The organism is Fructilactobacillus sanfranciscensis, assembly GCF_029023685.1.
Lineage (GTDB): Bacteria > Bacillota > Bacilli > Lactobacillales > Lactobacillaceae > Fructilactobacillus > Fructilactobacillus sanfranciscensis.
Window position 1 is genome coordinate 769,799 of record NZ_CP118925.1, and the last position, 24,054, is coordinate 793,852.

At 31.8% G+C, this 24,054-nt stretch carries 22 protein-coding genes; 1 reads left to right on the forward strand and 21 read right to left on the reverse strand.

Annotation, left to right across the window (positions count from 1 at the left end):
- Positions 1 to 3: 3 nt before the first annotated feature.
- From PY770_RS03890 to dnaE, 17 genes are all read right to left on the reverse strand, one after another.
- A complete protein-coding gene (locus tag PY770_RS03890) occupies positions 4 to 1,215 on the reverse strand; it encodes a CCA tRNA nucleotidyltransferase (RefSeq protein WP_103423537.1) in 1,212 nt (403 codons plus the stop codon).
- Positions 1,216 to 1,299: 84 nt separating this feature from the next.
- The gene (locus PY770_RS03895; RefSeq protein WP_275045801.1) at positions 1,300 to 2,562 is read right to left on the reverse strand and encodes a tetratricopeptide repeat protein; all 1,263 of its coding nucleotides are present in this window, start codon (positions 2,560 to 2,562) and stop codon (positions 1,300 to 1,302) included.
- Between the two features lie 64 nt (positions 2,563 to 2,626).
- Positions 2,627 to 2,902: an HU family DNA-binding protein gene (locus PY770_RS03900; protein ID WP_014082025.1), complete on the reverse strand. Its 276-nt coding sequence runs from the start codon at positions 2,900 to 2,902 to the stop codon at positions 2,627 to 2,629.
- Positions 2,903 to 3,088: 186 nt separating this feature from the next.
- Positions 3,089 to 4,396 carry a ribosome biogenesis GTPase Der gene (gene der / locus PY770_RS03905; protein ID WP_056957789.1) on the reverse strand — a complete coding sequence of 436 codons (1,308 nt, stop codon included), beginning with the start codon at positions 4,394 to 4,396 and terminating at the stop codon, positions 3,089 to 3,091.
- Between the two features lie 66 nt (positions 4,397 to 4,462).
- Entirely contained in the window at positions 4,463 to 5,677 is a 1,215-nt protein-coding gene (gene rpsA / locus PY770_RS03910; RefSeq protein ID WP_103429036.1) for a 30S ribosomal protein S1, read from the reverse strand.
- Between the two features lie 90 nt (positions 5,678 to 5,767).
- Complete coding sequence (gene cmk / locus PY770_RS03915) at positions 5,768 to 6,448, reverse strand: (d)CMP kinase (protein ID WP_041817774.1); 681 nt, start codon at positions 6,446 to 6,448, stop codon at positions 5,768 to 5,770.
- A 20-nt stretch (positions 6,449 to 6,468) separates the two neighbouring features.
- Complete coding sequence (locus PY770_RS03920; protein ID WP_275045802.1) at positions 6,469 to 7,065, reverse strand: LysM peptidoglycan-binding domain-containing protein; 597 nt, start codon at positions 7,063 to 7,065, stop codon at positions 6,469 to 6,471.
- Positions 7,066 to 7,117: 52 nt separating this feature from the next.
- Positions 7,118 to 8,536 (reverse strand): RecQ family ATP-dependent DNA helicase, encoded by a 1,419-nt coding sequence (locus PY770_RS03925; protein ID WP_225429588.1) that lies wholly within the window; start codon positions 8,534 to 8,536, stop codon positions 7,118 to 7,120.
- Positions 8,526 to 9,569, reverse strand: a complete 1,044-nt coding sequence (locus PY770_RS03930; RefSeq protein WP_275045803.1) for a helix-turn-helix domain-containing protein — start codon at positions 9,567 to 9,569, stop codon at positions 8,526 to 8,528. The genes PY770_RS03925 and PY770_RS03930 overlap by 11 nt, the downstream gene beginning before the upstream one ends.
- 20 nt (positions 9,570 to 9,589) lie before the next feature.
- On the reverse strand, positions 9,590 to 10,321 hold the full coding sequence (locus PY770_RS03935) for a pseudouridine synthase (protein ID WP_103423544.1): 732 nt from the start codon (positions 10,319 to 10,321) through the stop codon (positions 9,590 to 9,592).
- Complete coding sequence (scpB, locus tag PY770_RS03940; RefSeq protein WP_103423545.1) at positions 10,314 to 10,889, reverse strand: SMC-Scp complex subunit ScpB; 576 nt, start codon at positions 10,887 to 10,889, stop codon at positions 10,314 to 10,316. The genes PY770_RS03935 and scpB overlap by 8 nt, the downstream gene beginning before the upstream one ends.
- A gap of 3 nt (positions 10,890 to 10,892) precedes the next feature.
- Positions 10,893 to 11,612, reverse strand: coding sequence for a segregation and condensation protein A (locus PY770_RS03945; protein WP_275045804.1), 720 nt, complete (start codon positions 11,610 to 11,612; stop codon positions 10,893 to 10,895).
- Complete coding sequence (locus PY770_RS03950) at positions 11,599 to 11,961, reverse strand: hypothetical protein (RefSeq protein ID WP_014082035.1); 363 nt, start codon at positions 11,959 to 11,961, stop codon at positions 11,599 to 11,601. The genes PY770_RS03945 and PY770_RS03950 overlap by 14 nt, the downstream gene beginning before the upstream one ends.
- Before the next feature lie 10 nt (positions 11,962 to 11,971).
- Complete coding sequence (gene xerD, locus PY770_RS03955; protein WP_275045805.1) at positions 11,972 to 12,859, reverse strand: site-specific tyrosine recombinase XerD; 888 nt, start codon at positions 12,857 to 12,859, stop codon at positions 11,972 to 11,974.
- A 10-nt stretch (positions 12,860 to 12,869) separates the two neighbouring features.
- Positions 12,870 to 13,733, reverse strand: coding sequence for a CvfB family protein (locus PY770_RS03960; RefSeq protein WP_103429030.1), 864 nt, complete (start codon positions 13,731 to 13,733; stop codon positions 12,870 to 12,872).
- A gap of 105 nt (positions 13,734 to 13,838) precedes the next feature.
- Entirely contained in the window at positions 13,839 to 15,599 is a 1,761-nt protein-coding gene (gene pyk, locus PY770_RS03965) for a pyruvate kinase (protein WP_103429029.1), read from the reverse strand.
- A 119-nt stretch (positions 15,600 to 15,718) separates the two neighbouring features.
- A complete protein-coding gene (gene dnaE / locus PY770_RS03970; RefSeq protein WP_275045806.1) occupies positions 15,719 to 19,045 on the reverse strand; it encodes a DNA polymerase III subunit alpha in 3,327 nt (1,108 codons plus the stop codon).
- Between the two features lie 127 nt (positions 19,046 to 19,172).
- On the opposite strand from dnaE, the gene PY770_RS03975 reads away from it, so the two are divergent.
- A complete protein-coding gene (locus PY770_RS03975) occupies positions 19,173 to 19,361 on the forward strand; it encodes a DUF2929 family protein (RefSeq protein WP_014082040.1) in 189 nt (62 codons plus the stop codon).
- Positions 19,362 to 19,427: 66 nt separating this feature from the next.
- On the opposite strand, the gene PY770_RS03980 is transcribed toward PY770_RS03975, so the two are convergent.
- From PY770_RS03980 to dnaG, 4 genes are all read right to left on the reverse strand, one after another.
- Positions 19,428 to 20,240, reverse strand: a complete 813-nt coding sequence (locus tag PY770_RS03980; RefSeq protein WP_056957776.1) for a Nif3-like dinuclear metal center hexameric protein — start codon at positions 20,238 to 20,240, stop codon at positions 19,428 to 19,430.
- Entirely contained in the window at positions 20,227 to 20,931 is a 705-nt protein-coding gene (locus tag PY770_RS03985) for a tRNA (adenine(22)-N(1))-methyltransferase (protein ID WP_163601558.1), read from the reverse strand. Before PY770_RS03985 ends, PY770_RS03980 begins: the two co-directional genes overlap by 14 nt.
- Positions 20,932 to 20,994: 63 nt before the next feature.
- Positions 20,995 to 22,200 (reverse strand): RNA polymerase sigma factor RpoD, encoded by a 1,206-nt coding sequence (rpoD, locus tag PY770_RS03990; RefSeq protein WP_103429025.1) that lies wholly within the window; start codon positions 22,198 to 22,200, stop codon positions 20,995 to 20,997.
- Between the two features lie 15 nt (positions 22,201 to 22,215).
- Positions 22,216 to 24,051 carry a DNA primase gene (dnaG, locus tag PY770_RS03995; RefSeq protein ID WP_139562265.1) on the reverse strand — a complete coding sequence of 612 codons (1,836 nt, stop codon included), beginning with the start codon at positions 24,049 to 24,051 and terminating at the stop codon, positions 22,216 to 22,218.
- Positions 24,052 to 24,054: the final 3 nt, after the last annotated feature.

Consider the following 24,054-nt stretch of genomic DNA (forward strand, 5'->3'; position numbering starts at 1 on the left):
ACCTCAATTTTCGTTTGCTAATTCTTTGGCCTTATTAATTAATGTAATTTGGTCGTTTTCGACTTCCCCATTAATTACCATTAATTCTAAGTCATTTAATACTTTACCTAGTTGGGGACCTGGCTTAAATCCAGCTTTTATTAAGCTACCACCATTAACGTTTAATTCGGCTTTTTGTTTAATTGGCAGGCTATTAAAGGCATTTTCTAATTCTTCTTCTCCTTGATTAAGTCCATAGATTTCCATCACATGATTAGCATTTAAAAGATTATTTAGTCCAATTTGATAAATAAATAGAGAAACTATTTGTTTATTTTGCAACATTTTAATTCCTTTAACAACTTGTAAAACATTTTCAGTCATTTTATTAGAACATTTCCACAATTTCATCATTTTTCTGATTTGGGATTGTTTTAAGTTTAGTTCAAAAGCCAATAGAGACCAAACTTGAATTTCATTAGTTAGATGATTACTTAAATCCAAATTAGCTAGGTGTTTTAATTCGGAAAGATATTGATTAAAGAAAGGAACATATTCAAACAAATCAGTTCCTAAAATTTCTTGTAACCCTCGTGATGGTGAAATTCCTAACATCATCTTGATAAACTCTACGTTGATTCTTTCAATTGCAATTTTTTTAAGCAGCTGACAGTTTGCTTTAATTGCAGCAAAGGTTTTTTCTTCAATTTTAAAATTTAATTGACTACCAAAACGGACAGCTCGCATCATGCGTAACGCATCTTCGTTAAAACGTTGATTTGCATCACCAACGGCACGAATTAAATGATGCTGTAAATCTTCCATGCCATTAAATAAATCAATTACCTCACCATTCTCTTTCATCGCGAAGGCATTAATCGTAAAGTCTCGCCGTTTTAAGTCTTCTTTTAAAGATCTAATAAAGGTTACCTTATCAGGTCGACGAAAATCTTGATATCCACTTTCAGTTCTAAAAGTCGTAATTTCAAATCCCTTATGATCAAACATCACTGTTACAGTACCGTGTTCAATTCCGGTATCAATCGTCCGTTTAAAAATTTTTTTTATTTCTGCTGGATAGGCAGATGTGGCCATATCTACATCATGAATTGGCAAATTCAATAAGGTATCACGCACGCTCCCACCAACAAAATATGCTTCAAATCCATTTTGTTCAATTACTTGAAGGACTTTTCTGGCGTCAATAAATTCTGACGGCAAATTTTCAATTTTCATTTTATTTCCCTCTTTCATTAGCTTGTCACTTTATTATACCTTAAAAAAACAGCCCAAATATTAATTTAGACTGTTCTTTGGATTTTATTTTGTTTCCAAATCTTGTAACATGTAAACCATTTCGTCATCATCTGGAACTAAATTTACATATTGTTTCAAAAATTCAATCGATTCATTAACTTTTCCGTTCTCACGTAAAAAGAAAATATAATTTTTCAAAAAATCAGGATTGTCTTTCAAATTCATAGCTGCTTTTTGATAATTTTCACTAGCTTGCTTAATTTTATTCATATGATCATAAGAAATTGCTAAGTCCCAATACAATTGAGGAACCAAATTATTATCAGAAAGATAATCAGATAAGAAATCAACATCTTTTTCAAATTGTCCATCTTTAACATAGATTTCAGATAATTTGGTGACTACTTCCATATTGTCTGGATTAACTTGATTACCTTTTTCTAGATATTTAACTGTAAGATCCATTTCACCTAATTTAGCAGCGATATCAGCAGCTTTAAGATAAAGAATTACATTATATTCATCAACGCTTAAACCTTCTTGATAAGTTCTTAAAGCGTCTTCTGGCTTATTGTCTTTTTCAAATGCCTCTCCTAAATAAATATATAAAGAAGCATATTGATTATCAGTATCTCTAAGCATTTCAAAAATTTCAATAGACTTTGCATAATTACCTAATTGCAAATAAGTAAATCCCGTTTCAAATAAAACATCTGGGGTCATGTCAATTGGTTTAATTTGTTCTAAATAGCCAATGGCATTTTCAAAATTACCCACGTGTGCATAAGAAACTCCAAGACGTTCAACTAAATTAACATTTGAAATTGATAATTGTCCTTGTTTAATTAAATTAAGGTAGAGTTTAATTGCACTTTCATACTTACCTTCAGAATAATATAGCTCAGCCAAAGCAAACTTTACAATTGGTTCATCAGGAGCTAATTTTTCAGCTTCTATTAGTTTGTGTTCACTAACTACAAATAAATCCTGGGTTTGATATAAATCAGCCTCTACCAACAAAGCATTAATGTAATAGCTTGAGTCTGGTTTGATTTCGTTTAGTACTTCTAAAGCTCCATCAGTATCATCCTTAGCAATTAAAATATCAGCAATATAAGTTCTAATTTCATCTTCATCAGGATATTTTTTTAATAATTGACGATAAATTTTTAAAGCATCATCAGAAAAACCTAGTGAGTAAAGTTCTTCAGCTAATGAAAATAACATATCATCATTATCTTGATCTAAAGCATTTTTTAAATTCTTTTGATATTCATCTAAATCATTGTTTTGTAAGGCTTCTAACGCTTTTTCTGAATTGCTCATAGTTAATTCTCTCCTCCAACAAAAAAACCAGCTCGCTTAAGCGAACCGGTTTTAACTGTCAAAATTATTTAACAGCATCCTTTAAAGCTTTACCAGGTTTAAAGGCAGGTACTTTACTTGCAGGGATTTCAATTTCCTTACCAGTTTGTGGGTTACGTCCCTTACGGGCAGCACGTTGACGTACTTCGAAACTACCAAAACCGATTAATTGAACACGTTCGCCTTTAGCAAGTTGATCTTGGATTGCTTCAAATACAGCATCTAAAGCTGCAGTAGCATCCTTTTTAGTTAAACCAGTTGTTTTTGCAACATCATCTACTAATTCTGCTTTGTTGGCCATGAGTGATTCACCTCCTGATAAATGTTCAGATGAACATCAACTTGTAAGCTCCTTAAATTATGTATCGGAACTATGAAATAATCTAAAGACTATCTCGTACTTAAAGATATCACACCAAAAATACGATTGCAACGCTATTTCGATGAATTACTTCAGCAATTTCGATTTTTTATTTAAAAAAGTTTATTATTTTCTACTTCTTGGAATTATTCTGATTGGAGTACCTGTAAAATCAAAATTTTTACGAATTTGATTTTCTAGATAACGACGATATGAAAAATGTAATAGTTCTGGATCATTAACAAAAAGAACAATTGCAGGTGGTTGTGTTGCAACTTGTGTAGCATAATAAATTCTAAGTTTACGAGTTTTAATTGTTGGAGTTGGAGTCATTGCAACAGCATCCATAATAACTTCGTTAAGAGTAGATGAACTAATCCGTTTCTTATGATTTGTATTAACCTTTTCAATTAAATCAGGCAATTGCGACAAACGTTGTTTTGTTTTTGCAGAAACAAAAACAATCGGTGCATAAGCAAGATATTGAAATTCCGCTCTAATAGCAGCTTCAAATTGTTGTTGACTGTGATTATCCTTTTTAAGGGCATCCCACTTATTAACAACAATAATAACTCCTCTTCCGGCTTCATGAGCATATCCTGCAACCCGTTTATCTTGCTCTCTAATACCTTCTTCAGCGTTAAGTACAACTAAAACTACGTCACTTTCATCAATAGCCTTCATTGCTCGCATAACACTATATTTTTCAGTTTTCTCGTAAACCTTACCACGTTTTCTAATTCCCGCAGTATCAACAATTGTAAACTCTTGTCCGTCATGAACAAATTTAGAATCAATTGCATCCCGAGTTGTTCCAGCAACATCAGAAACAATTACTCGATTATCCCCTAAAAATGCGTTAACTAATGATGATTTTCCAACGTTAGGACGTCCAATTAAACTAAAGCGTATACTATTATCTTTTTTCTCTTCTGGAGCTTCGGGAAAGTTTTTAATAACTTCGTCCAACAAATCACCTAATCCAAGACCATGAGCCCCAGAGATTGGATATGGATCGCCAAAACCTAATGAATAAAAATCATAAATATCAGCGCGACTTTCAAAGTTATCTATTTTATTAACTGCTAAAACAACTGGTTTATTTGATCTATATAGTATTTGTGCAACACGTTCGTCAGCATCAGTAATACCTTGTTTACCATTAACCATAAAAATTATAACATCTGCTTCATCAATCGCAATTTCAGCTTGGGCTGTAATCTGTTTGATAAATGGTTGATCAGAAACTTCAATTCCACCAGTATCAATCAAATTAAAATTGTGTCCTAACCATTCTCCGTGAGAATAAATACGATCTCTAGTTACACCTGGAGTATCCTCAACAATTGAAATTCTTTCCCCAGCAACACGATTAAAAATTGTTGATTTGCCAACATTTGGACGACCAACAATTGCTACAGTAGGCTGTGCCATATAATTCACCTCTCCTTCTAAAATAAAAAAATCCCCCAAATTAATGAAGGATTTTTTTATGAAAAACTATTCTTCTGAATCGTTATCAATGTCTTTTCCTAAAATATCACCTAAAGTGAAACCACTTTCTTCTTCAGGAGCATTTGAAGTTGAATTATCATCAACATTCTTTTTAGGAGCCTTCTTGTTTTCTTCTTTAGGAGCTTCTTCCAAGGCTTTCATTGATAATGCTAAACGATGTTCTTCAGGATCAACTGAAAGAACCTTGACTTGAATCTTTTCACCAGATTTAAGTACATCGCTTGGCTTGTCAATATGCTTGTGTGAAATTTGTGAGATGTGAACTAAACCTTCAACGCCTGGTAAAACTTCAACGAATGCACCAAAGTCAACAAGACGTTTAACAGTACCATCTAATATGCTACCAACAGCAGCTTTTTCTTCGATGTCATCCCAGGGACCTGGTTGTAATTGTTTGATTGATAATGAGATACGATTACGTTCTGGTTCAATTGCAAGAACCTTAACCTTAACGTCTTCACCAACTTTAAGAATATCACTTGGTTTACTTACATGATCATATGAAATTTCAGAAACATGAACTAAACCATCAATTCCACCAAGATCAACAAAAGCACCGAAGTTAGTTAAACGAGCAACTTTACCTTCAACAATATCGCCAACTTTAAGGCTACCCATGATTTTTTCTCTTGCTTCTTTACGATCTTTTTCAGCAACAGCACGATGTGAAAGAATTAAACGATTGTCTTCAGGAACAACTTCAATAATCTTAACTTCTAATTCTGCACCTTTGTATTGATTTAAATCGCTAACAAAATGATCAGTAATCATTGAAGCTGGAATAAATCCACGAACACCATCAGCATTTACTACTAAACCACCACGTACAGGACGGGTAACTTTAACAGTAATATTTTCACCTTTATCAGCTTTTTCTTTAATTTCATCCCAAACCTTAAGAGCTTCGAGACGACGGATTGAAAGAAGGTAACTTCCACCTTCTTTATCATCACCGATTTTTGAAACTACGACAACTTTTACAGTGTCTCCAACTTTATATTTATCAGTTGGATTACTTTCCATGGTAGCAGAAACTTCTTTGCTTGGAATAACACCTTCAACACCAGCACCATCAATTCCTACCATCAATTGTGAATCGTTATCTACTGCTAAAATTTCACCAGTAACAACATCACCCACATTGACTTCTTTAATATTATCAAGTGCATCTAATAATTGTTTGTTTTCATTTTCACTCATCAAACATTTCCTCCTTGAAACTACTCTACTATCATTTTAGCCTATATAGCGATAAAATGCCAGTAAAATACGACTGTTGTAATAATTTTTTTATTTTTGAATTCTTTTTTTAATTAAACTGGAAATTTTATCAGATACCTGTTCAATTGACAATGAAGTAGTATCAATTTCAATTGCATCTTTAGCTTTTTTTAAAGGTGAGACTTTCCGGTGTGAATCTTTATAATCACGGACTTCAATTTCTTTTTTTAATTCTTCGAGTGTTACATTAATACCTTTTTTCTGATTTTCTATGTAGCGACGTTCGGCACGTTCTTTAACACTTGCAATTAAAAATATTTTTAAATCTGCGTTTGGAAGAACCGTTGTGCCAATATCACGACCATCCATAATTACTCCACCATCTTTTGCAATCTCTTGTTGGCGTTTAACAAGTTCTCTACGGATTAGAGGAAGTGCAGCAACTGTTGAAACATTATTAGTAACTTTTTCAGATCTAATTTTATCTGTAACTTCTTCACCATCAATGAATACATGTTGAACTGGATTTCCTGGGGTAAAAGTTATTTTAGTTTTATGTAGTAACTCAACAATCTTATTTTCATCATTTAAATTGATATTATTTTGGATTGCCTTATATGTGATAGAACGATACATAGCTCCTGTATCAACATATATATAATTGAAGTTTTTAGCTACTATTTTAGCTACTGTACTTTTCCCTGCTGATGCAGGCCCGTCAATTGCTACTTGTAATTCCTTTTTATGCATTATATCAATCCCTATATTTTTTATTTAATTCTTAGTTTTTGTCCAGGAGTAATAACACTATTTTTATTTAAACCATTTAATGCTTGAAGTTGGCTAACGCTAATTCCAGCATTTGTTGCTAAACGATAAATTCCCTCGCTTTGGTTAACGGTTACATACTCTGCATTGTCTTTATCTTGCGATGTATCATGGTTGGTATCGTTTGGATTCTGCTCTCCACTCGATTCTTGGTCATTACTTGTCGTCTGAGTTTCATTCGTGTTTTGACTTGTGTTTTGACTTGTGTTTTGACTTGTGTTTTGACTTGTGTTTTGTTCAGTATCATGTTTTGATTCATTATTTTTTTGGGGTTTAGTAACCTTTTTCTTTGGCTTAGTAACCTTTTTTGTCTTTTTCTTAGAAATTGATTGATATTGTTGAACATCATTTTGTTTTGACATTCCAAAAACTAATGAAAAAATTGCAGTTAAAGCTACAATTGAAACTAAAACAGCCAAAATCAACTTAAAATTTCCCTTTTGCTTTCTCAATGCAATTCTTGAAAGGTACCCTTCTTCTTGAGCATTATCATCAGAAAAAGAATTTTCCCATGGTTTTTTATTTCCATTTTTATCCATAGTAATTTAAATCCTCCAATTATTATTTTCTTAATTATATCATTTAATTTTTTTAAAATAATTGATTAATTATACTTTTCCAGTCCGAAATTTCATTAGTAGGTTGCGTAATAAAATACTCATATGGTGTTAAATCAATTTGATCATGTTGAAAATCACAGCAATCGTCATCATGCATATCAAAGTTTTCATCAAAATTAGCTTGAATAAATTTCCTACGACAACCAACATAATTAATATAATCTACTAGTTTATATAAATCTTTAACTTTCAAACTGTGATTTTCTTTAAAAATTTGTTTAATTTGAGACTCAGAATAACCATGTTGATAGTAAAAATCTAATAGTCTTTTGGTTTGTTCATCAAGATAATTAAATTTATGTTTATTATAATTTTCATAATCACGTTCTGTTGGAAAAGAACTTTCCAACAGATTAAGTGCTATTTGTTCATCACCATCAGAGTACATTAATATTGCAATACTAGGTTGACCATTTCGACCAGCTCGTCCAATTTCTTGCACATAACTTTCTAAATCTTTAGGTAGATGATAATGAATTACAAATTTAATATCTGATTTATCGATTCCCATTCCAAAAGCATTAGTTGCACAGACAACATCTAACTCATTATCCATAAATTGATGTTGAATTTTAAAACGATCACTATTACTTAAATCTGCATGATAAGGGGCGGACTTTAGTTTGGTTTTCAAATTAATCATATCAGACATTAAGTTTGCCATTTTCTTACTAGAAAAATAAATAATACCGGGTCCTTTTAATTTAGTTAGTAAATAAATTAAATTTGATTGCTTATCCATTTCTGTTTCAGTTTTTTGAACAGCTAAAAATATGTTAGGACGGTTAACTGATTCAATAATTCTGCTACAATTATCAATCCCTATTTTTTTAATAATATCATCTTGAACTTTTTTTGAAGCAGTTGCCGTTAGCATTAACGTTTGAGGATTTCCTAATTTCTTTAAATTACTTTTCAAACTAAGATAATCTGGTCTAAAGTCAATACCCCATTTAGAGATACAGTGAGCTTCATCTACTACAAATAAACCAATATTTAACTTTGCTAAACTTTGATTTATTTCTTTTTGATTTAACATTTCAGGTGAAATGAAAATATAGCGATAATGTTCTAAATTAGACAGAATGGACTTTCGTTCTTTCCAATCGTGTTCAGAATTAATCGCAACTACATTAGAAGACCCTAGGTAACGAATTCTTTCAACTTGATCATTCATTAATGATAATAAGGGAGAAACAATGACAATTGGTTTGTTAATCAAATAACTGTAAATTTGGTATATCAAACTCTTTCCCGCTCCAGTAGGTAAAATCGATAAAACGTTCTTACCCGATTGAAGAGCTTGAATTGTTTCTTCCTGTCCTGGATTAAAAGAATCAAAACCAAATCTTTTCTTTAATATTTGTTTAACGTTCGTTTTATTCATCATTGCCTACCTTAGTTAAATAAATTTCCAAAAGCCGAAACTGAAAAAAAGATAAACTTTGTTTAAGGCTTAAGTTCTCGTAATTCCATTTATCAATATCATCACTTAATTGCTCTTTCAATTCTTCGATTTGTACATCATTAATAAAGTCGGAATAGGGAAATTTATTAATTGGAAAATAAATTGCAATTTCCATCAAGTGCTCATAGATTGTGGATTCTTTTAAGTGACGTTTCAATGCCACTTTAGATATATCATGATTAATCAAATATTGGTTAAGAGTCATAATTGCGCTATCACTTACTACATTTTGGTGTAAACCTTTTAACAAAGGAAAAATAACTGATTCTTGATTGTTAACAACAAAATCAATTAACTGACTGATAACGTCAATATCAGATAAATATACTTTAATTAAAGATTCATCAAATTCATTGGCTAATTGAAATAAAGTCCGTCCATTTTTTTGAAAGCCAACTAATTCATTGGCTAATTGATTAGCTAGATTTTCGTTATTAATCACACTAAAAAAATTTAATAACTCATTTTTTAAACTAAAAGCAATTGATTCTCTATCAATTTTTTTAAAATAATATTTAACAAAATTCATTTCACTATCTGATACATTGACTGGATAATATTTTCGTTGATTGTGTTGATATTCAGAAATAACTTGAATGAAAAGTAATAAACGAGATTTAAAGCGCATAAAATTAAATGATTGAAAATTACGTTGCCAATTGAATTTTAAATTATCACCTAGTATTTTACTTCTTAGAATATATCCCTTATCAGTTAATACATAAGCTTGGTTTTCATCTTTTATTACTAATTTTTGCTTCTCTAAATTATTAAAATCTAACTTAGTTATTTCCATGTAGCGGCCCAACCCCAAATAACCAAGAATTTGATATCTTAAAGCCCAATAAATTGTAGCAACCGTTTTTTTTCCAACCAACAAATTTTCTAACAATCTTTTTCTTCTTGGCTGATGTTTATCTAACAAAAATAAAGCAAGCTCTTCATTTAATTTCATCGAATATATCAGCTCATTTCTTAATCATTAACCAATTCAAACAAATCTCTAATTTCACGTTTTTTTAGTGGTCTCCACTTTCCAACTTCTAAATTATCAGCTTGAATTCCTGCAAAAGAAATTCGTTTTAATTTTTCAACTGGATGCCCAATACTACTCATCATTTTCTTAACTTCGTGATTTCGTCCTTCATGAATTGTTAATTCAACCAATGAATTTCCTTCATCTTCACCTACTTTTTTTATCACTTTTGCTTCTGCAGGTGCACTCTTCAAATTACGTTCTAACTTAACTCCCCTACGAAGTTGATTAAGATCTTTTTCATCAGGAATTCCGTCTACTTTTGCAATATAAACTTTATCTATTTGATGTTTAGGATGAGTTAATTTAAAATCCAAAGAACCATCATTTGTCAACAGTAATACACCACTGGTGTCATAATCTAACCGACCCACTGGATAAATTCGTTCTGAAACTTTATGTTTAAAGAAATCTAATACAGTTTTACGATCTTTTTCATCATCAGATGAGGTAATAATTCCCCTAGGCTTATTTAAAACAAAATAAACTAATTCTTCAGTTTTAATTGTGGTGTGGTCAACCTCAATTCGATCTGCAGGAGAAACTTTAACCCCTAAAGTATTTACTACTTTTCCATTTACTCGAACATGACCGGTTTCAATTAACTTTTCACAAGCACGACGCGATGCAACCCCAGAATGTGCCATCACTTTTTGTAATCTATCACTCATTATTTACCTCATTTTCTAATAAACCAATATTATGGTTAAAAATTTCTTCTTTTTGTTGGTTAAAACTTTCACTTTCATTTAATTCAGGTAATTGTTTAATATTATTCAATCCGAAAGCCTTTAAGAATAAGTCAGTGGTTCGATAGAGCGACGGCATACCGGGCTCATCAACTTTTCCACTTTCTTTAATTAAACCTAAATTCAATAAATTGCGAATTGAAACGGAACTATTAATTCCTCGTACATCATCTACCATCACTCTAGTTAGCGGTTGCTTATATGCGATGATTGTTAAGGTTTCTAGAGCGGCTTGACTTAAAAGATTTTCATCCGTTTTAACATATTTTTGAATTAAATCATTATATTCAATTTTTGTAACCAGTTGAAAAGTATCTCCATTTTGAATTATTTCCAGAGCCGAATCATATTTTTGATATTCTTCTTGAAGTTTAATTAAATTTTCACGAATTGCTGCTTTAGGTGCATCAATTAATTTTTCGAGTTCCTTGACCGAAACTCCCAAATCACCAGAAATATAAATCAAAGCTTCAATTTTTTTAATTAACATTCTTTAAACACCCTTTATTATAATGTCATCATCAATTTTTACTTGCATAATCCAAACTCTTTTTTGTTTAATAAGCGTTAACAAAGCTAAGAAGTCAGTTACTAATTCCTCAAGTGGTGCATTACTTTTTAAAAGATCACAAAATTTAATTTCATGTTTCAAACTGTCTTTTAATTTATTTTCGATTAATTCCATTTGATTAGGAATTTCATAATTCCATTCATTAATTTTGCCAACAGGCGCATCTTGTGTAATTGCTTTCCTACGAATTAATTTTTCCCAAGCATTTTTTAATAACGATATTTGAAACTCATCTTCTTCAATGGAAATTTCATTGCGATTAATATAAATACCACGTGAGTGCAAATGATTTCTCTCTCGTTCTTTTTGCTTTAAAACCAAAGCAGCACGCTTATACTTTTTGTACTCAATTAACTGAGCAACTAAATCTTCACGCGGATCTTCTTCAGTTTCTTGCTCGGTTTCTTCGGCCAACAGCATTTGAGACTTAATTTTCATTAAGTTTGCCGCCATTACAAAAAATTCACCTGCAATATCAATATTTAACTTTTCCATTTTATTCAATAAATTAACGTATTGTGACGTAATATCTTTAATATTAATATCATAAATATCCATTTTAGACTGCTTAATTAAATGTAATAAAAGCTCTAAAGGACCATCAAAATCATTTAGATGAATTTTAATTTCATCGTTGTTCATTATTACGCTCCCATTTAGCAATAATAAGCTTATTCTTTAGAGTCCCAACAATTTGTTTGTCAGGATAAATTTTTTGTAGATTATCTAAAACATGAAAAATATTAAACATTGTATTTACATCAGGAGTAAGCGTAATGCGACGTAATAAAATAAAATCATATTTTGTTTCAACTCCAATTACACCGGCCCAGTTATTAAACTGATCTTTCCAAATGAAAAGATTTCGATTGTCAGAAGCACAATACCAATCGATTTCTTGCTTTAAATATTCTAAATTACTGCGCTCTTGCGATAATGATAGAATTCCCAACACAATTTTTTCATATTCTTTTTGATAACGATATAACATAAAAACTCTCCTATGCTCTGGGATGATATTTTTGATATTCCTGCCGCAAATGTTCTTGAGAAACATGGGTATAAATTTGGGTTGTTGAAATATCAGAATGTCCTAACAATTCTTGCACAGTTCTTAAGTCAGCACCATTTTCTAAAAGATGCGTAGCAAAAGTATGCCGAAGTGTATGTGGTGTTACATCTTTATGAATATCAGCAATTACAACATATCCCTTGATTTTTTTCCATACACTTTGTCGACTAATTTTCGATCCATGGGCATTTAAAAATACATATTTTGATGTTCTATTTTTTAATAAAACCGGACGAACTTGATTTAAATACTTATTTAACCAATTAATTGCAACATCATCGATTGGAACAATTCTTTCCTTATCACCCTTACCAATCGTTTGAATTAAATTCATTTCCAAATGTAAGTCAGCTAATTTCAAATTAACTAATTCCGAGACACGTAATCCCGATGCGTACAGAGTTTCAAGAATGGTACGATCCCGAATCCCATACTTATTATTAAAATCAGGAATACTCATTAGCTTTGATAATTCGTTATCATTTAAAACTGCCGGCAAATGTGAACCCTTTTTAGGAGTATCAATACGGTTCATCGGATTTTCTTTAATTTTATTAAATCGTTTTAAATATTGGAAAAATTTTCTAAGTGTCGATACTAGTCTAATAACAGAATTACGTGCTTTTCCAGAGTTTTTTTCAAATTCTAAATAACTTAAAATTGTATACTGATCAATACTACTAAATTCTTCATAATAGTTATCCTTCAAATAAACCATAAATTGTTTTAAATCTTGTTGATAACTTTTAATTGAATTATTTGATAATCCACGTTCAACTAATAAATAATGCAAATAATCATTGATTTGGTCTTGCATTTTATCACCATTACTTAATTAAAGAAATTCCATTTTCTTCTTTTTTTACTAATCTGTGTTTTAATAAATTACCAAGTGCACGCTTGAATTGTCCCTTACTAATTCCAAAATAGTTTTTAATTTCATCTGGATCACTCTTATCATTGTATGGTAAAAAATTATCCGGCTTCATTTCTAAAATCCGTTTAATCATTTCTGCATCTTCACCAATTGATTCATACGCACGAGGACGTAATGATAAATAAAAAGTTTTATTAGGTCTGATTCCAATCACTCGTGCTGTTAATTTCTCACCTAATCTAGGTTCCTGTTCCTGTTCTGATTTATCAATAAAACCTAAATTATAATGATCTGTAATAACCTGGGTGCCCATTTTTTTTGTATTAATTACCCAACAAGTTACGTCCCAATTTTTCATTTTAGGATTATTAACTGGCTGTGAGATGGCTTTGAAAACTTTATCGTCAGCTAACTCACCCCAAAGTCGTCCTTTGCTATCGCGTTTAATTGCAATCATCAACTCATCGCCTACATCTGGCCATAAAGACTTCATATCAGGTAAATCATCCATTGAAACGGCAATATCTTTATCTTTTAATCCAATGTCAACAAACACGCCTAAACCAAATTTTGTTCCAACTACTTTACCCCATGAATAACTATCTACTCCAACTTCAGGTATTTCGCGCGTAATCCTTTGATTATGTTTCTCATTTTCGTATGCAAAGCCCTTAAATTCACTTCCACTTTTGAGAGGCTTTTTCAATTCACTTTTATCTAATGAATATGTAATTCCATCCTTTTGAATAAAATATTCGTTTTCATTTTCGTCTGTTACTGTTCCAGTAATAATTCTTCCGTTATCTTCATTCATATGAACCACTCACCATTCTATCAGTCTAGGTACCTAATACTCTTATTATAGCAAATAAAAAAGACATCCGACAAAAATCGGATGTCTTTCTAAAGTTAATTTAAATTAAGCGTTTTTTGATTGGTTACCTGCATAAACCATACCACGACGAGCATCAACAGTAACTGAAGCACCGTTTTTAATGTTCTTAGTAGCATCGTTTGCGGCAACGATTACTGGAATATTCAATGAAATTCCAACAACTGCTGCATATGAAGTTAAACCACCGTTTTCAACAACGATTGCGCTAGCTTTCTTCATAGCTGGTAAGTAAGCTTTGTTAGTATCTTTAACAACTAACACGCTACCATCAACAGTATTATCGTTAGCTGATTTTGCGTCATCAGCTACAACTGTTTTACCAATAACAACTTGGTCACCAATACCTTGACCTTGAGCTAATTTAGTACCAATTAATTGAACACGAACTGTGTTAGTAGTACCTTCATCACCCAAAGGAACACCAGTAAGAATGATGATTTGTTCGCCTTCTTTAGCTAAACCAGTTTCAACTGCTTTAGCTGTAGCAAGTTCAACCATTTCATCTGCTGTTTCTGGTTTGTTTACAAGTACTGGGTTAACAGCATAGTTAACAGTCAAACCACGACGTACACGATCATCAAAAGTAAGAGCTAAAATATTAGCATTTGGATGATATTTCGAAATCATACGTGCAGTATAACCTGATCCAGTAGCACAAACAATAGTGTGAATATCCATGTCTTTAGCAATACGTGCAACTGATTCGCCAAGAGCTTCAGTAACATCACTGTCATTAAATACAGGACGTGGAGTACCAAATTCTTGGAAATGATCATCAGCAACTTTATCAATACGAGCCATCATAGCAACTGATTCAACTGGATAATCACCGTGGGCACTTTCACCAGAAAGCATAGTTGCATCAGTACCATCATAAACAGCATTAGCAACATCAGATACTTCGGCACGAGTTGGACGAGGTTCTTCTTGCATTGAATCTAACATTTGAGTAGCAGTAATAACTGGTTTACCAACTTCATTACACATCTTGATAAGACGTTTTTGAACAGTTGGAACATTTTCTGGTGGAATTTCAACACCCATGTCACCACGAGCAACCATTAAACCATCTGAAACTTTTAAGATTTCAGCAAAGTTATCAATACCTTCTTGTGATTCAATCTTAGGAAATACTTGAACATCAGCCATGTTCTTTTCTTCTAATAAGGCACGAATATCTAAAATATCTTGAGGTTTACGAACAAATGAAGCAGAAATAAAGTTAATTCCATGTTCACAACCAAAACGAATATCATCTGAATCTTTTTCAGTGATTCCTGGCAAGTTAATTGATACACCAGGTGCGTTAACACCTTTACGTGAACCAAGTACACCATCATTCATAATTTCACAAACTAATTCGCGGTTCTTAGCGTCCTTATCGATAACCTTAGCATCAACTAAACCATCATCGAATAATACGTGTCCGCCAACTTTAACATCATCGTATAAGCCTGGGTAAGTAACGGCAATTTTTTCCTTAGTACCTTCAAGTGTGTCGTCCATAGAAATTCTGAACTTATCACCAATCTTGAATTGGATTTCACCATCTACTTCTTTAGTAGTTCTGATTTCAGCACCTTTAGTATCAAGTAAAATACCAGCGAGCTTACCAGTTTTCTTTTCAGCTTCCTTTACCATATTCATACGTGATAAATGTTCTTCATGATCTCCATGTGAAAAGTTGAAACGAAAAACATTGGCACCTGAGTTTAATAATGCTGAAATAGTATCAACATCATTAGCAGCGGGTCCAAGTGTACTTACGATTTTTGTTCTCTTCATAAGTTAAAACCTCTCCTTCTTGTGTAAAATTAAGCAATGATTTAACTTGCCTAATTAATTAGATTTCAAGGTAATTATAACACTTTTATAAAATGTTGTCTGTATCTAATCTCGAAAAATTAACGAACGACGATATTAGAATTTCCTAATAGTAATTTAAGCTGTTCGATTAAATTTGAATTAATTTCTGCGTTATATTGTGCTGGTAATGCATTTTCTTGTTTAGACTTAACTCGATACAAAATCACATTACTTTTGCCATGATATTTTAATAAAATATCTTTTAACTGATAAGCTATTTTTTCTGAATCATGTTCAACATCAATTCGGATATATAATTTTCTTTTTTTAGCTTTATAAACAGCATTTGCAGCAATCTCAATTTTATCGGCTACAATTTGTAACCCTCTTCGATTTTGAACATTTCCTTTAATCATAATAACTAGATTAGGTTTTATCCAACCTTTAATCTGATTGTAAACCGTTGGAAAAATTGTAATATCAACGCTTCCAAATTGATCACTAGCTGTTATAAAGACCATTGGTTGACCTTTTTTAGTTCTGATTAATTTAACATGGTTAACCAATAAAATTGAATTAATGTTTTTTTGTCCATCAATTAATTCAGAGGTATTAAGTGAATGAGTTTGCTGATGGAGCTCTCGATATCTTTCCACTGGATGACCTGATAAAAAAGTCCCTAGATATTCATTTTCAAAATTAATTTTTTGCCAATCTGGAAAATCATCTTTCTTTTTTATTTTAACTTCCATTCCAGGAACATCGGAAAATAAACTATTCGGAATGTCTGAAGAGCTGATCAGTTTTGAAAGAGCTTCAATCATTTCACGTCGATTATATCCAAATCCATCAAAGCATCCAGCATACACTAAAGCACTAAGTTGGTCTTCTTTTCGGTATTTTTCAGGCATTCGATTAATAAAATCATTCAGGCTTTGATATAATCCATTTTCTTGACGTTCAGCCAGAATTGTCTTAATAAAGTCAGATCGAACCCCCTTAATCACATTAAAACCAAATCTGATTTGGTTATTATCATAAACAAAATCTGCTTTACTGTCGTTAATACTAGGTGCAACAACTTTAATATTTGCATCTCTGGCTTCTTGAACGTATGCCTTGATTTTTACTTTATTTCCTAAAACAGAATTGAATAGAACCGTATAGAAAGGACCTGGATAGTGTGCTTTTAAAAAAGCTAATTCAAACGCCATCTTACTATAAGCAAAAGCATGAGATTTATTAAAACCATAACCCGCGAATCTTTCAATATAATCAAATGTAGTTTCTGCAGTCTCTTTTGTATAACCATTTTTAATTGAACCGGATAAGAAACCATCCTTCATGGCTTCCATTTCACTTTTATGCTTTTTACTCATTGCTCGACGTAAAACATCCGCTTGAGATAAGCTAAAACCAGCCATAGTAGAAGCCAATTGCATAACTTGTTCTTGGTAGACAATAATCCCAAAAGTGGGCTTTAGAATTTTCTCAATCGCTTGGTTTGGATAATGAACTTTATCAGGATTATTTTTCCTTTTAATAAACAGATCAATATTTTCCATTGGACCAGGACGATACAAGGCATTAACGGCAGCAATCAAGTCAAAATTAGTTGGATGCATTTTACGTAAAACATTTTTAATTCCAGTTGATTCAAACTGGAAAACTCCATTAGTCTTACCATCCTGAAATAACTTAAGGGTTTGCGGATCATTTAAATCAATTTTTGTAATTTCAAAATTAGGATTAATTTGGTTGTGAACCATTTTTAAGATATTAGCCATAATGGATAAATTTCGCAAACCTAAAAAATCAATTTTTAATAATCCCACATCTTCAACATAATACTTTGAATATTGGGTCATCAATAAACCTTCATTTCCAGTTTGTAATGGTGATTTTTCAACAATTGGTTGATCACTCAAAATCAAACCCGCAGCATGAGTTGAATAATGGCGTGGTAGTCCCTCTAAGTCAGTTGCCGTCTCAAATAATAACTTATTAATTGGTTGGTCTGAAATAATATTTTTTAAGCTTTGAGATTCATTTACCGCTCTTTTTAAAGTTTCATGTAAATGAGCTGGAATTGCCTTACTCCAACTATTCATTTCTAATGGCGTCATTCCGAAAACTCGACCAACATCTCGAATTGACTGTTTTGCACCTAAAGTTCCAAACGTAATGATTTGTGCTACCCTTTCATTCCCATACTTATCGTGAACATAATTTAAAATTTGACTACGCTTATCATCAGGAATATCAACATCAATATCAGGCATTTGTGCACGTTCTTCATTTAAAAAACGCTCAAACAATAAGTCATACTTAATTGGATCAACATCTGTGATATACAAAGTATACGCAACAATTGATCCAGCTGCGGACCCACGACCTGGGCCCGTCAAAATGTTGTGTTGATGTGCAAAATTAATTACATCCCACACAATTAAAAAATAATCATCAAATCCCATTCGATTAATAACATCTAATTCGTATTTTAGACGCGTTAAATAAATTTGATAATCCTTAGAATTGTTTTTTAAACGCGACTTTAATCCCTTCAAACATAAATTTGCTAAATATTCTTTTGAGGTTTGCTGATTTGGGGTTTTAAATTTTGGAAGGCTTGGCATTTCTTTTTTAATTTGTACATTACAATTTTGCATAACAAATTGGTTTTCAAGTAAGATTGGTGACAAATCCATCTTTTCGTACTTTTGTTCTATTTCAATTCGGTTTTCAAGCCAATTAGAGCCCAATCCATTCTTTTGTGATTCAGGATCTTCTAAAATATTTCCGTTATCAATTGATTTTAAAACTTGAGTATCAAACAAGTCATTTGCTTTTAAATAATCAACTTCATTTAATGCAATCATTTTTGTATTTGTTTCATTAGATAACATTTTCAATTCATCAAGTTTTTCTGGATTAGTACTAATTCCTAAACGTAATGAATCTTCATCTACCAAACACCTAATTTGTTGTAAAGCTTGTTTGGCTTGATCTAATTTTCCATAACTAACAAGGCTTTGCACCTCACTATTAGTTGGAAGCAATACAAATAAGTCATTTAATTCATTTTTAAATTCATCAAAGGTTTGATAATCTTCGATTGTCATTACTTTGGTCGATATTTTCATTAAATTTTGATACCCATGATTATTTTTAGCTAATAAAACAATTTTAAAATCGTGTTCTGTTAAAACCGAGCCTTTAATTTTTAAAGTTAAACCAATGATTGGCTTAATGTTTGCCTTCGTGGCTTCTTTGAAAAAAGCAACAGCCCCATACATCACATTGATATCCGTTAATGCTAATGACTTATAGCCACGTTTTTTAGCTACATCTATTAATTTTGGTAGCATATTGGGACTTTGCAACAAACTATACGAGCTAATGTTCTGCAATGGTACATATGTCATTTTCCCACTACCTTTCGTTTTTTCTTAATTATAGCAAAGAACCCTTTATTTAAATAATTAAGAACTCATAATTGCAATTATCTTTGATAGTGATAAAATACTATCTTAGTAAGGGAGTGTGCATATAATGAAAACTGTCGCAGCAAACTTAACAACACTTTTTTGGGGTATCGTTTACGGAGAAGTAATTGGTTATATTGGTTCAGCATTAGTACAAGCCAATTTCACTAAAACAATTGCTATTCAAACAGCTATAGTTGGTGCCATAATTGCTTTAATAGGAATTAACCTATTTAAATTAGTAATGAAACCTTAAAGTTTGAAAATTGAATTTTAAATAATAAAAACTACAATCCTAAAATTAGATTGTAGTTTTTATTATTTAATTAAAAAAACTAAAAGGATCTGTTGAAAGCTTAGATGCAATAATTTTAAATTGCCAGTTATTCTCGCATTTCCATTTTTCAAATAATTCTTTTAATTTCAATTTACAAATGCTTTCAACATGATGACCAGGATCAATTGCCATTAATCCCTCAGCTAACATATCTTGCGAAGTGTGATAATATAAATCACCAGTAAAATAAACATCTGCATTTTTAGCGATTGCTGCTGAATAAAATTTACCTCCGCTACCTCCAAGAATTGCAACTCGCTTAACTAATTTGTCAGGATTGTTGGTTACCATTCTCAATTCTTGTAAATTGAAAATGGTTTTACATTGTTCAGCTAGTTCTTTAAATGTAATTGCACGTGGTAAATCTCCAACTCTCCCTAAATAATGAGGTTCATTATTAATATTTGTATCATGCAAAATCATACCAGAAATGTTTTTTAAACCAATAGCAGAAGCCAACCAGTCATTCATCCCACCATTTGCATTATCTAAATTAGTATGCGCAGCGTAAACAGTAATATCATGTTTCAAAATTTCAGCATACATTTCATTTTGCGGATTACTCAAATCAAGATTTTTTGCTGGACGAAACATAACTGGATGATGAGCAAAAATAAAGTTAACATGATTGTCAATTGCTTCTTGGACTGTTTCAGGGCGAACATCTAGAGTTGTCATCATTGCTTTTATTTCCGCATCTTTGTTTCCAATTTGAAATCCCGTTGGATCTCCGTTTTCACGAAGCTCAATTGGTGCAAATTGTTCAAAACGTTTAATAAATTCTCTAACTGTGGTCATTTAAAACACCTTCAATTTCAGTGATTGTTGTTTTGATTTTTTTAATCTTTTCAATTGGATGAGATTTAGAAATAAGTAATTTATCTAAGATAAACTGGTTCTTATCTAATTTATCATTCCATTTAGCTTTAAAAACATCTGATTTTTCTTTTAATAATAATGGTCCAAAATCAAGTTCTTCATGAGAATAGGAAATTTTATGTTCAACATATTCTGCACGAAACATTTCATAATAATGACCAGCATCGTAAACAATGTTTTCTCCCGTAATTTCATATTGATGATTAGCCAGCCATTTTCTAACCGTATTTTCATCAACATTTGCTTGTAAAACTAAAACAGGATGCATTGTTAATTTTGCTTTTCCACGTTCCAAAATATCGGTAATTAATTCCCCACCCATTCCGGCAATCGTAATCGTATTAACTAGATCATCTGATTCTATTACATCTAAACCATCACCCATGCGGGCTTCCATTTGATCAGATAAATTTTGATTAATAATTTCTGATTGTGCATTTTCAAATGGTCCTTTTACTACTTCGCCAGCAATTGCTCGTTTTACAATCCCTTGTTCCAACAAATAAGCTGGCAAATAAGCATGGTCTGATCCTATATCAGCTACTGTATCAGATTTTGGAACTAAATCAGCAACCGCTTGCATTCGTTTTGAAAGATGCTTTGCGTCCATATTATCTCCTCTATATTTTCTCAATAAAAAAGCAGAGACAAGAGTCCCTGTTTTTTATTTTGCTTAATCTAAGAAATCTTTTAATTGTTTACTTCTTGATGGATGACGAAGTTTTCTTAAAGCCTTTGCTTCAATTTGTCTGATTCGTTCACGAGTAACTCCAAATACTCTTCCAACTTCTTCAAGAGTTCTGGTACGACCATCATCAAGTCCAAAACGCAATCTCAATACATTTTCTTCACGATCAGTTAGAGTATCTAAGACACCTTCTAATTGCTCTTTAAGCAATTCATATGAAGCGTGTTCTTCAGGACTTGTAGCATCTTTATCTTCAATGAAATCACCTAAATGTGAATCATCTTCTTCACCAATTGGTGTTTCCAATGAAACTGGTTCTTGAGAAATCTTTAAAATATTTCTAACTTTAGAAGTAGGCATGTCCATTTCAGCACCAATTTCTGATGGAAGTGGGTCACGTCCCAAATCTTGAAGTAGTTGTCGTTGCACACGGATTAATTTGTTAATGGTCTCAACCATATGAACAGGAATCCGAATCGTTCTAGCTTGGTCAGCAATTGCACGGGTAATTGCTTGTCTAATCCACCATGTTGCGTAAGTTGAAAACTTGAATCCTTTGCGGTAATCAAATTTTTCAACGGCTTTCATAAGTCCCATATTACCTTCTTGAATTAAATCAAGAAATTGCATTCCACGACCAACATACCGCTTAGCAATTGAAACCACTAAACGTAAATTTGCTTCTGCTAATTCTTGTTTAGCAGATTCGTCGCCTTCTTCAATTCTTAAAGCCAATTGAACTTCTTGATCAGCTGTAAGTAAAGGAACAAGTCCAATTTCTTTCAAATACATTCTAACGGGATCATTAATTTTAACCCCTTTTGAACTTGAAGCATTTTTTAATTCTTTTTGCGTAACTTTTTTAGCAGCCTTTAATGCCCGTGGATCTGGCTCACCATTTTCGTCAACGATGCTAATCCCATCATCTTCAATTTGTTCAAGGACTTTTCCCATTTGTTTTTTATCCAAATCAAATGGGACTTGAAGTTCTTGCTCAAGTAATTTGTAAGTAATATGACCGATTTTTTTGTTCTTTTTAACGACTTCTTTATAAACTTTTTTGAATCCTTTACCATCAAATTCTTTTTTTAGTTCTTTAGTAGTTCTTGCACGTTTTGCAGCAGTTTTACTTTTTGCTTCGGGAGTTGATTTTTTTATTTCATTTTTCTTCTTTGCTTCTTTTTCTGCCATTCTAATGACCTCCCATTAATCTTCATTTGATTTCAAGCTTTGCAATTTCTTTTGCAAATCAATTAGTTCAGTTGCTAATTTCAACTGTAATATTTCATCGCCAAGTTGTTTTGCATTGTTAAAATCAATTTTTTTCTTTTTCAATTCTTCTATAATTGGTGCATCTTGCATTATTATTTTAACACAATCTGAAATTTCTTCATCGTTATACTCAGTATCATCACTATTCATTTCTAATTCAGCTAAGGTCGATTGGATTTCAGTTTCTCCGACAAAATCACTAAATTCTGAAACATTATACTCTGCATGATATCTAAAATATTCCTGTGCGAAAATAAAAATTTGTTGGTATAAATCATGGACAAATGAAAAATTATGATTACGACGAATCTTTTTCCAAACTTCTGAATTATGCAACATCATATTTAATAAATGACGTTCTGCATTTTCAATTCGTGAATAATGTTTTGTTTCTTGGTTAAATACATTGGGCGTTTGAATAAATCTTTCACGATTTCGATTACTTTGACTTCTTTTGCGAGTAACATTAACATATTTTTCTGTCTGGATTTCCAAACTACCTAAACTAACATCTAAATTATCTGCTAGCTCAGTAAGATAAACGTCACGTTCAACAGGATTATCAACAGTTGCAATAATGTGTAAAATCTTATCGATATAATCCAATTTATCTTCTTCATTAGTCAAATTGAATTGAGAACGTAAATAATTAATTTTAAATTTGACAATTGACTCTCGACCATTTTCAACAACCTGTTGGAAACTAGTTTCTCCATTATTACGACGATATTCATCGGGATCTATACCATCAGGCATTTGAATAATTCCAATTTTTAAATTACTATCTTTTTGCAATAAATCAACAGCTCGATTGGTCGCTTTTTGTCCTGGTGTATCACCATCATAACAAACATAAATTTGTTTTGTAACTCGTTTCAAATCATAAATTTGTTCTTCTGTTAAACTTGTTCCCATGGAAGCAACACCGTTTTTAACACCAGCTTGGTAAGCTGAAATCACATCCATAAATCCTTCAAAAAGAATTACATCGTGCTTTTGTCTAATTTCTGGCTTAGCTAAGTCAAAATTATAAATAATTTTACGTTTATTAAACAGCTCCGTTTCAGGTGTATTCAGATATTTAGGCATATCATCATCTTTATGCAATAAACGACCAGAAAATCCAACCGTTTTACCACTTTCATTCCGAATTGGAACCATCAATCTTCCAGCAAAACGATCTTTTAGACTACCGTCATTTGTCTCAGTAAATAAGCCTGTTTTTCTTAAATCTTGATAATTAACTTTTTTTTCTTCGAAATATTTTTTCAGAATTCTTTCATTAGGAGCATAACCTAAATTAAAAGTCTCAATCATTTCATCAGAAATTTTACGTTTTTTTAAATAATTTAATGCCTCTTCACCTAGCTCAGTGTTAACTAGAACGTGATGATATAATTTTGCTGCTGACTCATTGATATCAATTAATGGTTTAAGTTTTTGTTGCTTAGGAGAAGTTTGATTCCAATTTGCATTATTTGGAATTTCAATTCCATCATCTTTAGCCACCATTTCGACAGCTTCAGGGAAACTAACGCCTTTTAAGTCCATCAAAAAACTAAAAACGTTACCACCTCGACCACAACTAAAACAATGAAAGATTTGTTTTTCTTCATTAACTGAAAAAGATGGGGTTCTTTCTTCGTGGAAGGGGCACAAGCCAAATAAGTTTTTACCAGCCTGCTTTAGTTGCACGTATTGTCCAACAACATCGCGGATATTAGTATTATTTCGTACTTTTTCCACAAACTCCTCTGGTATTTTAGCCACAAC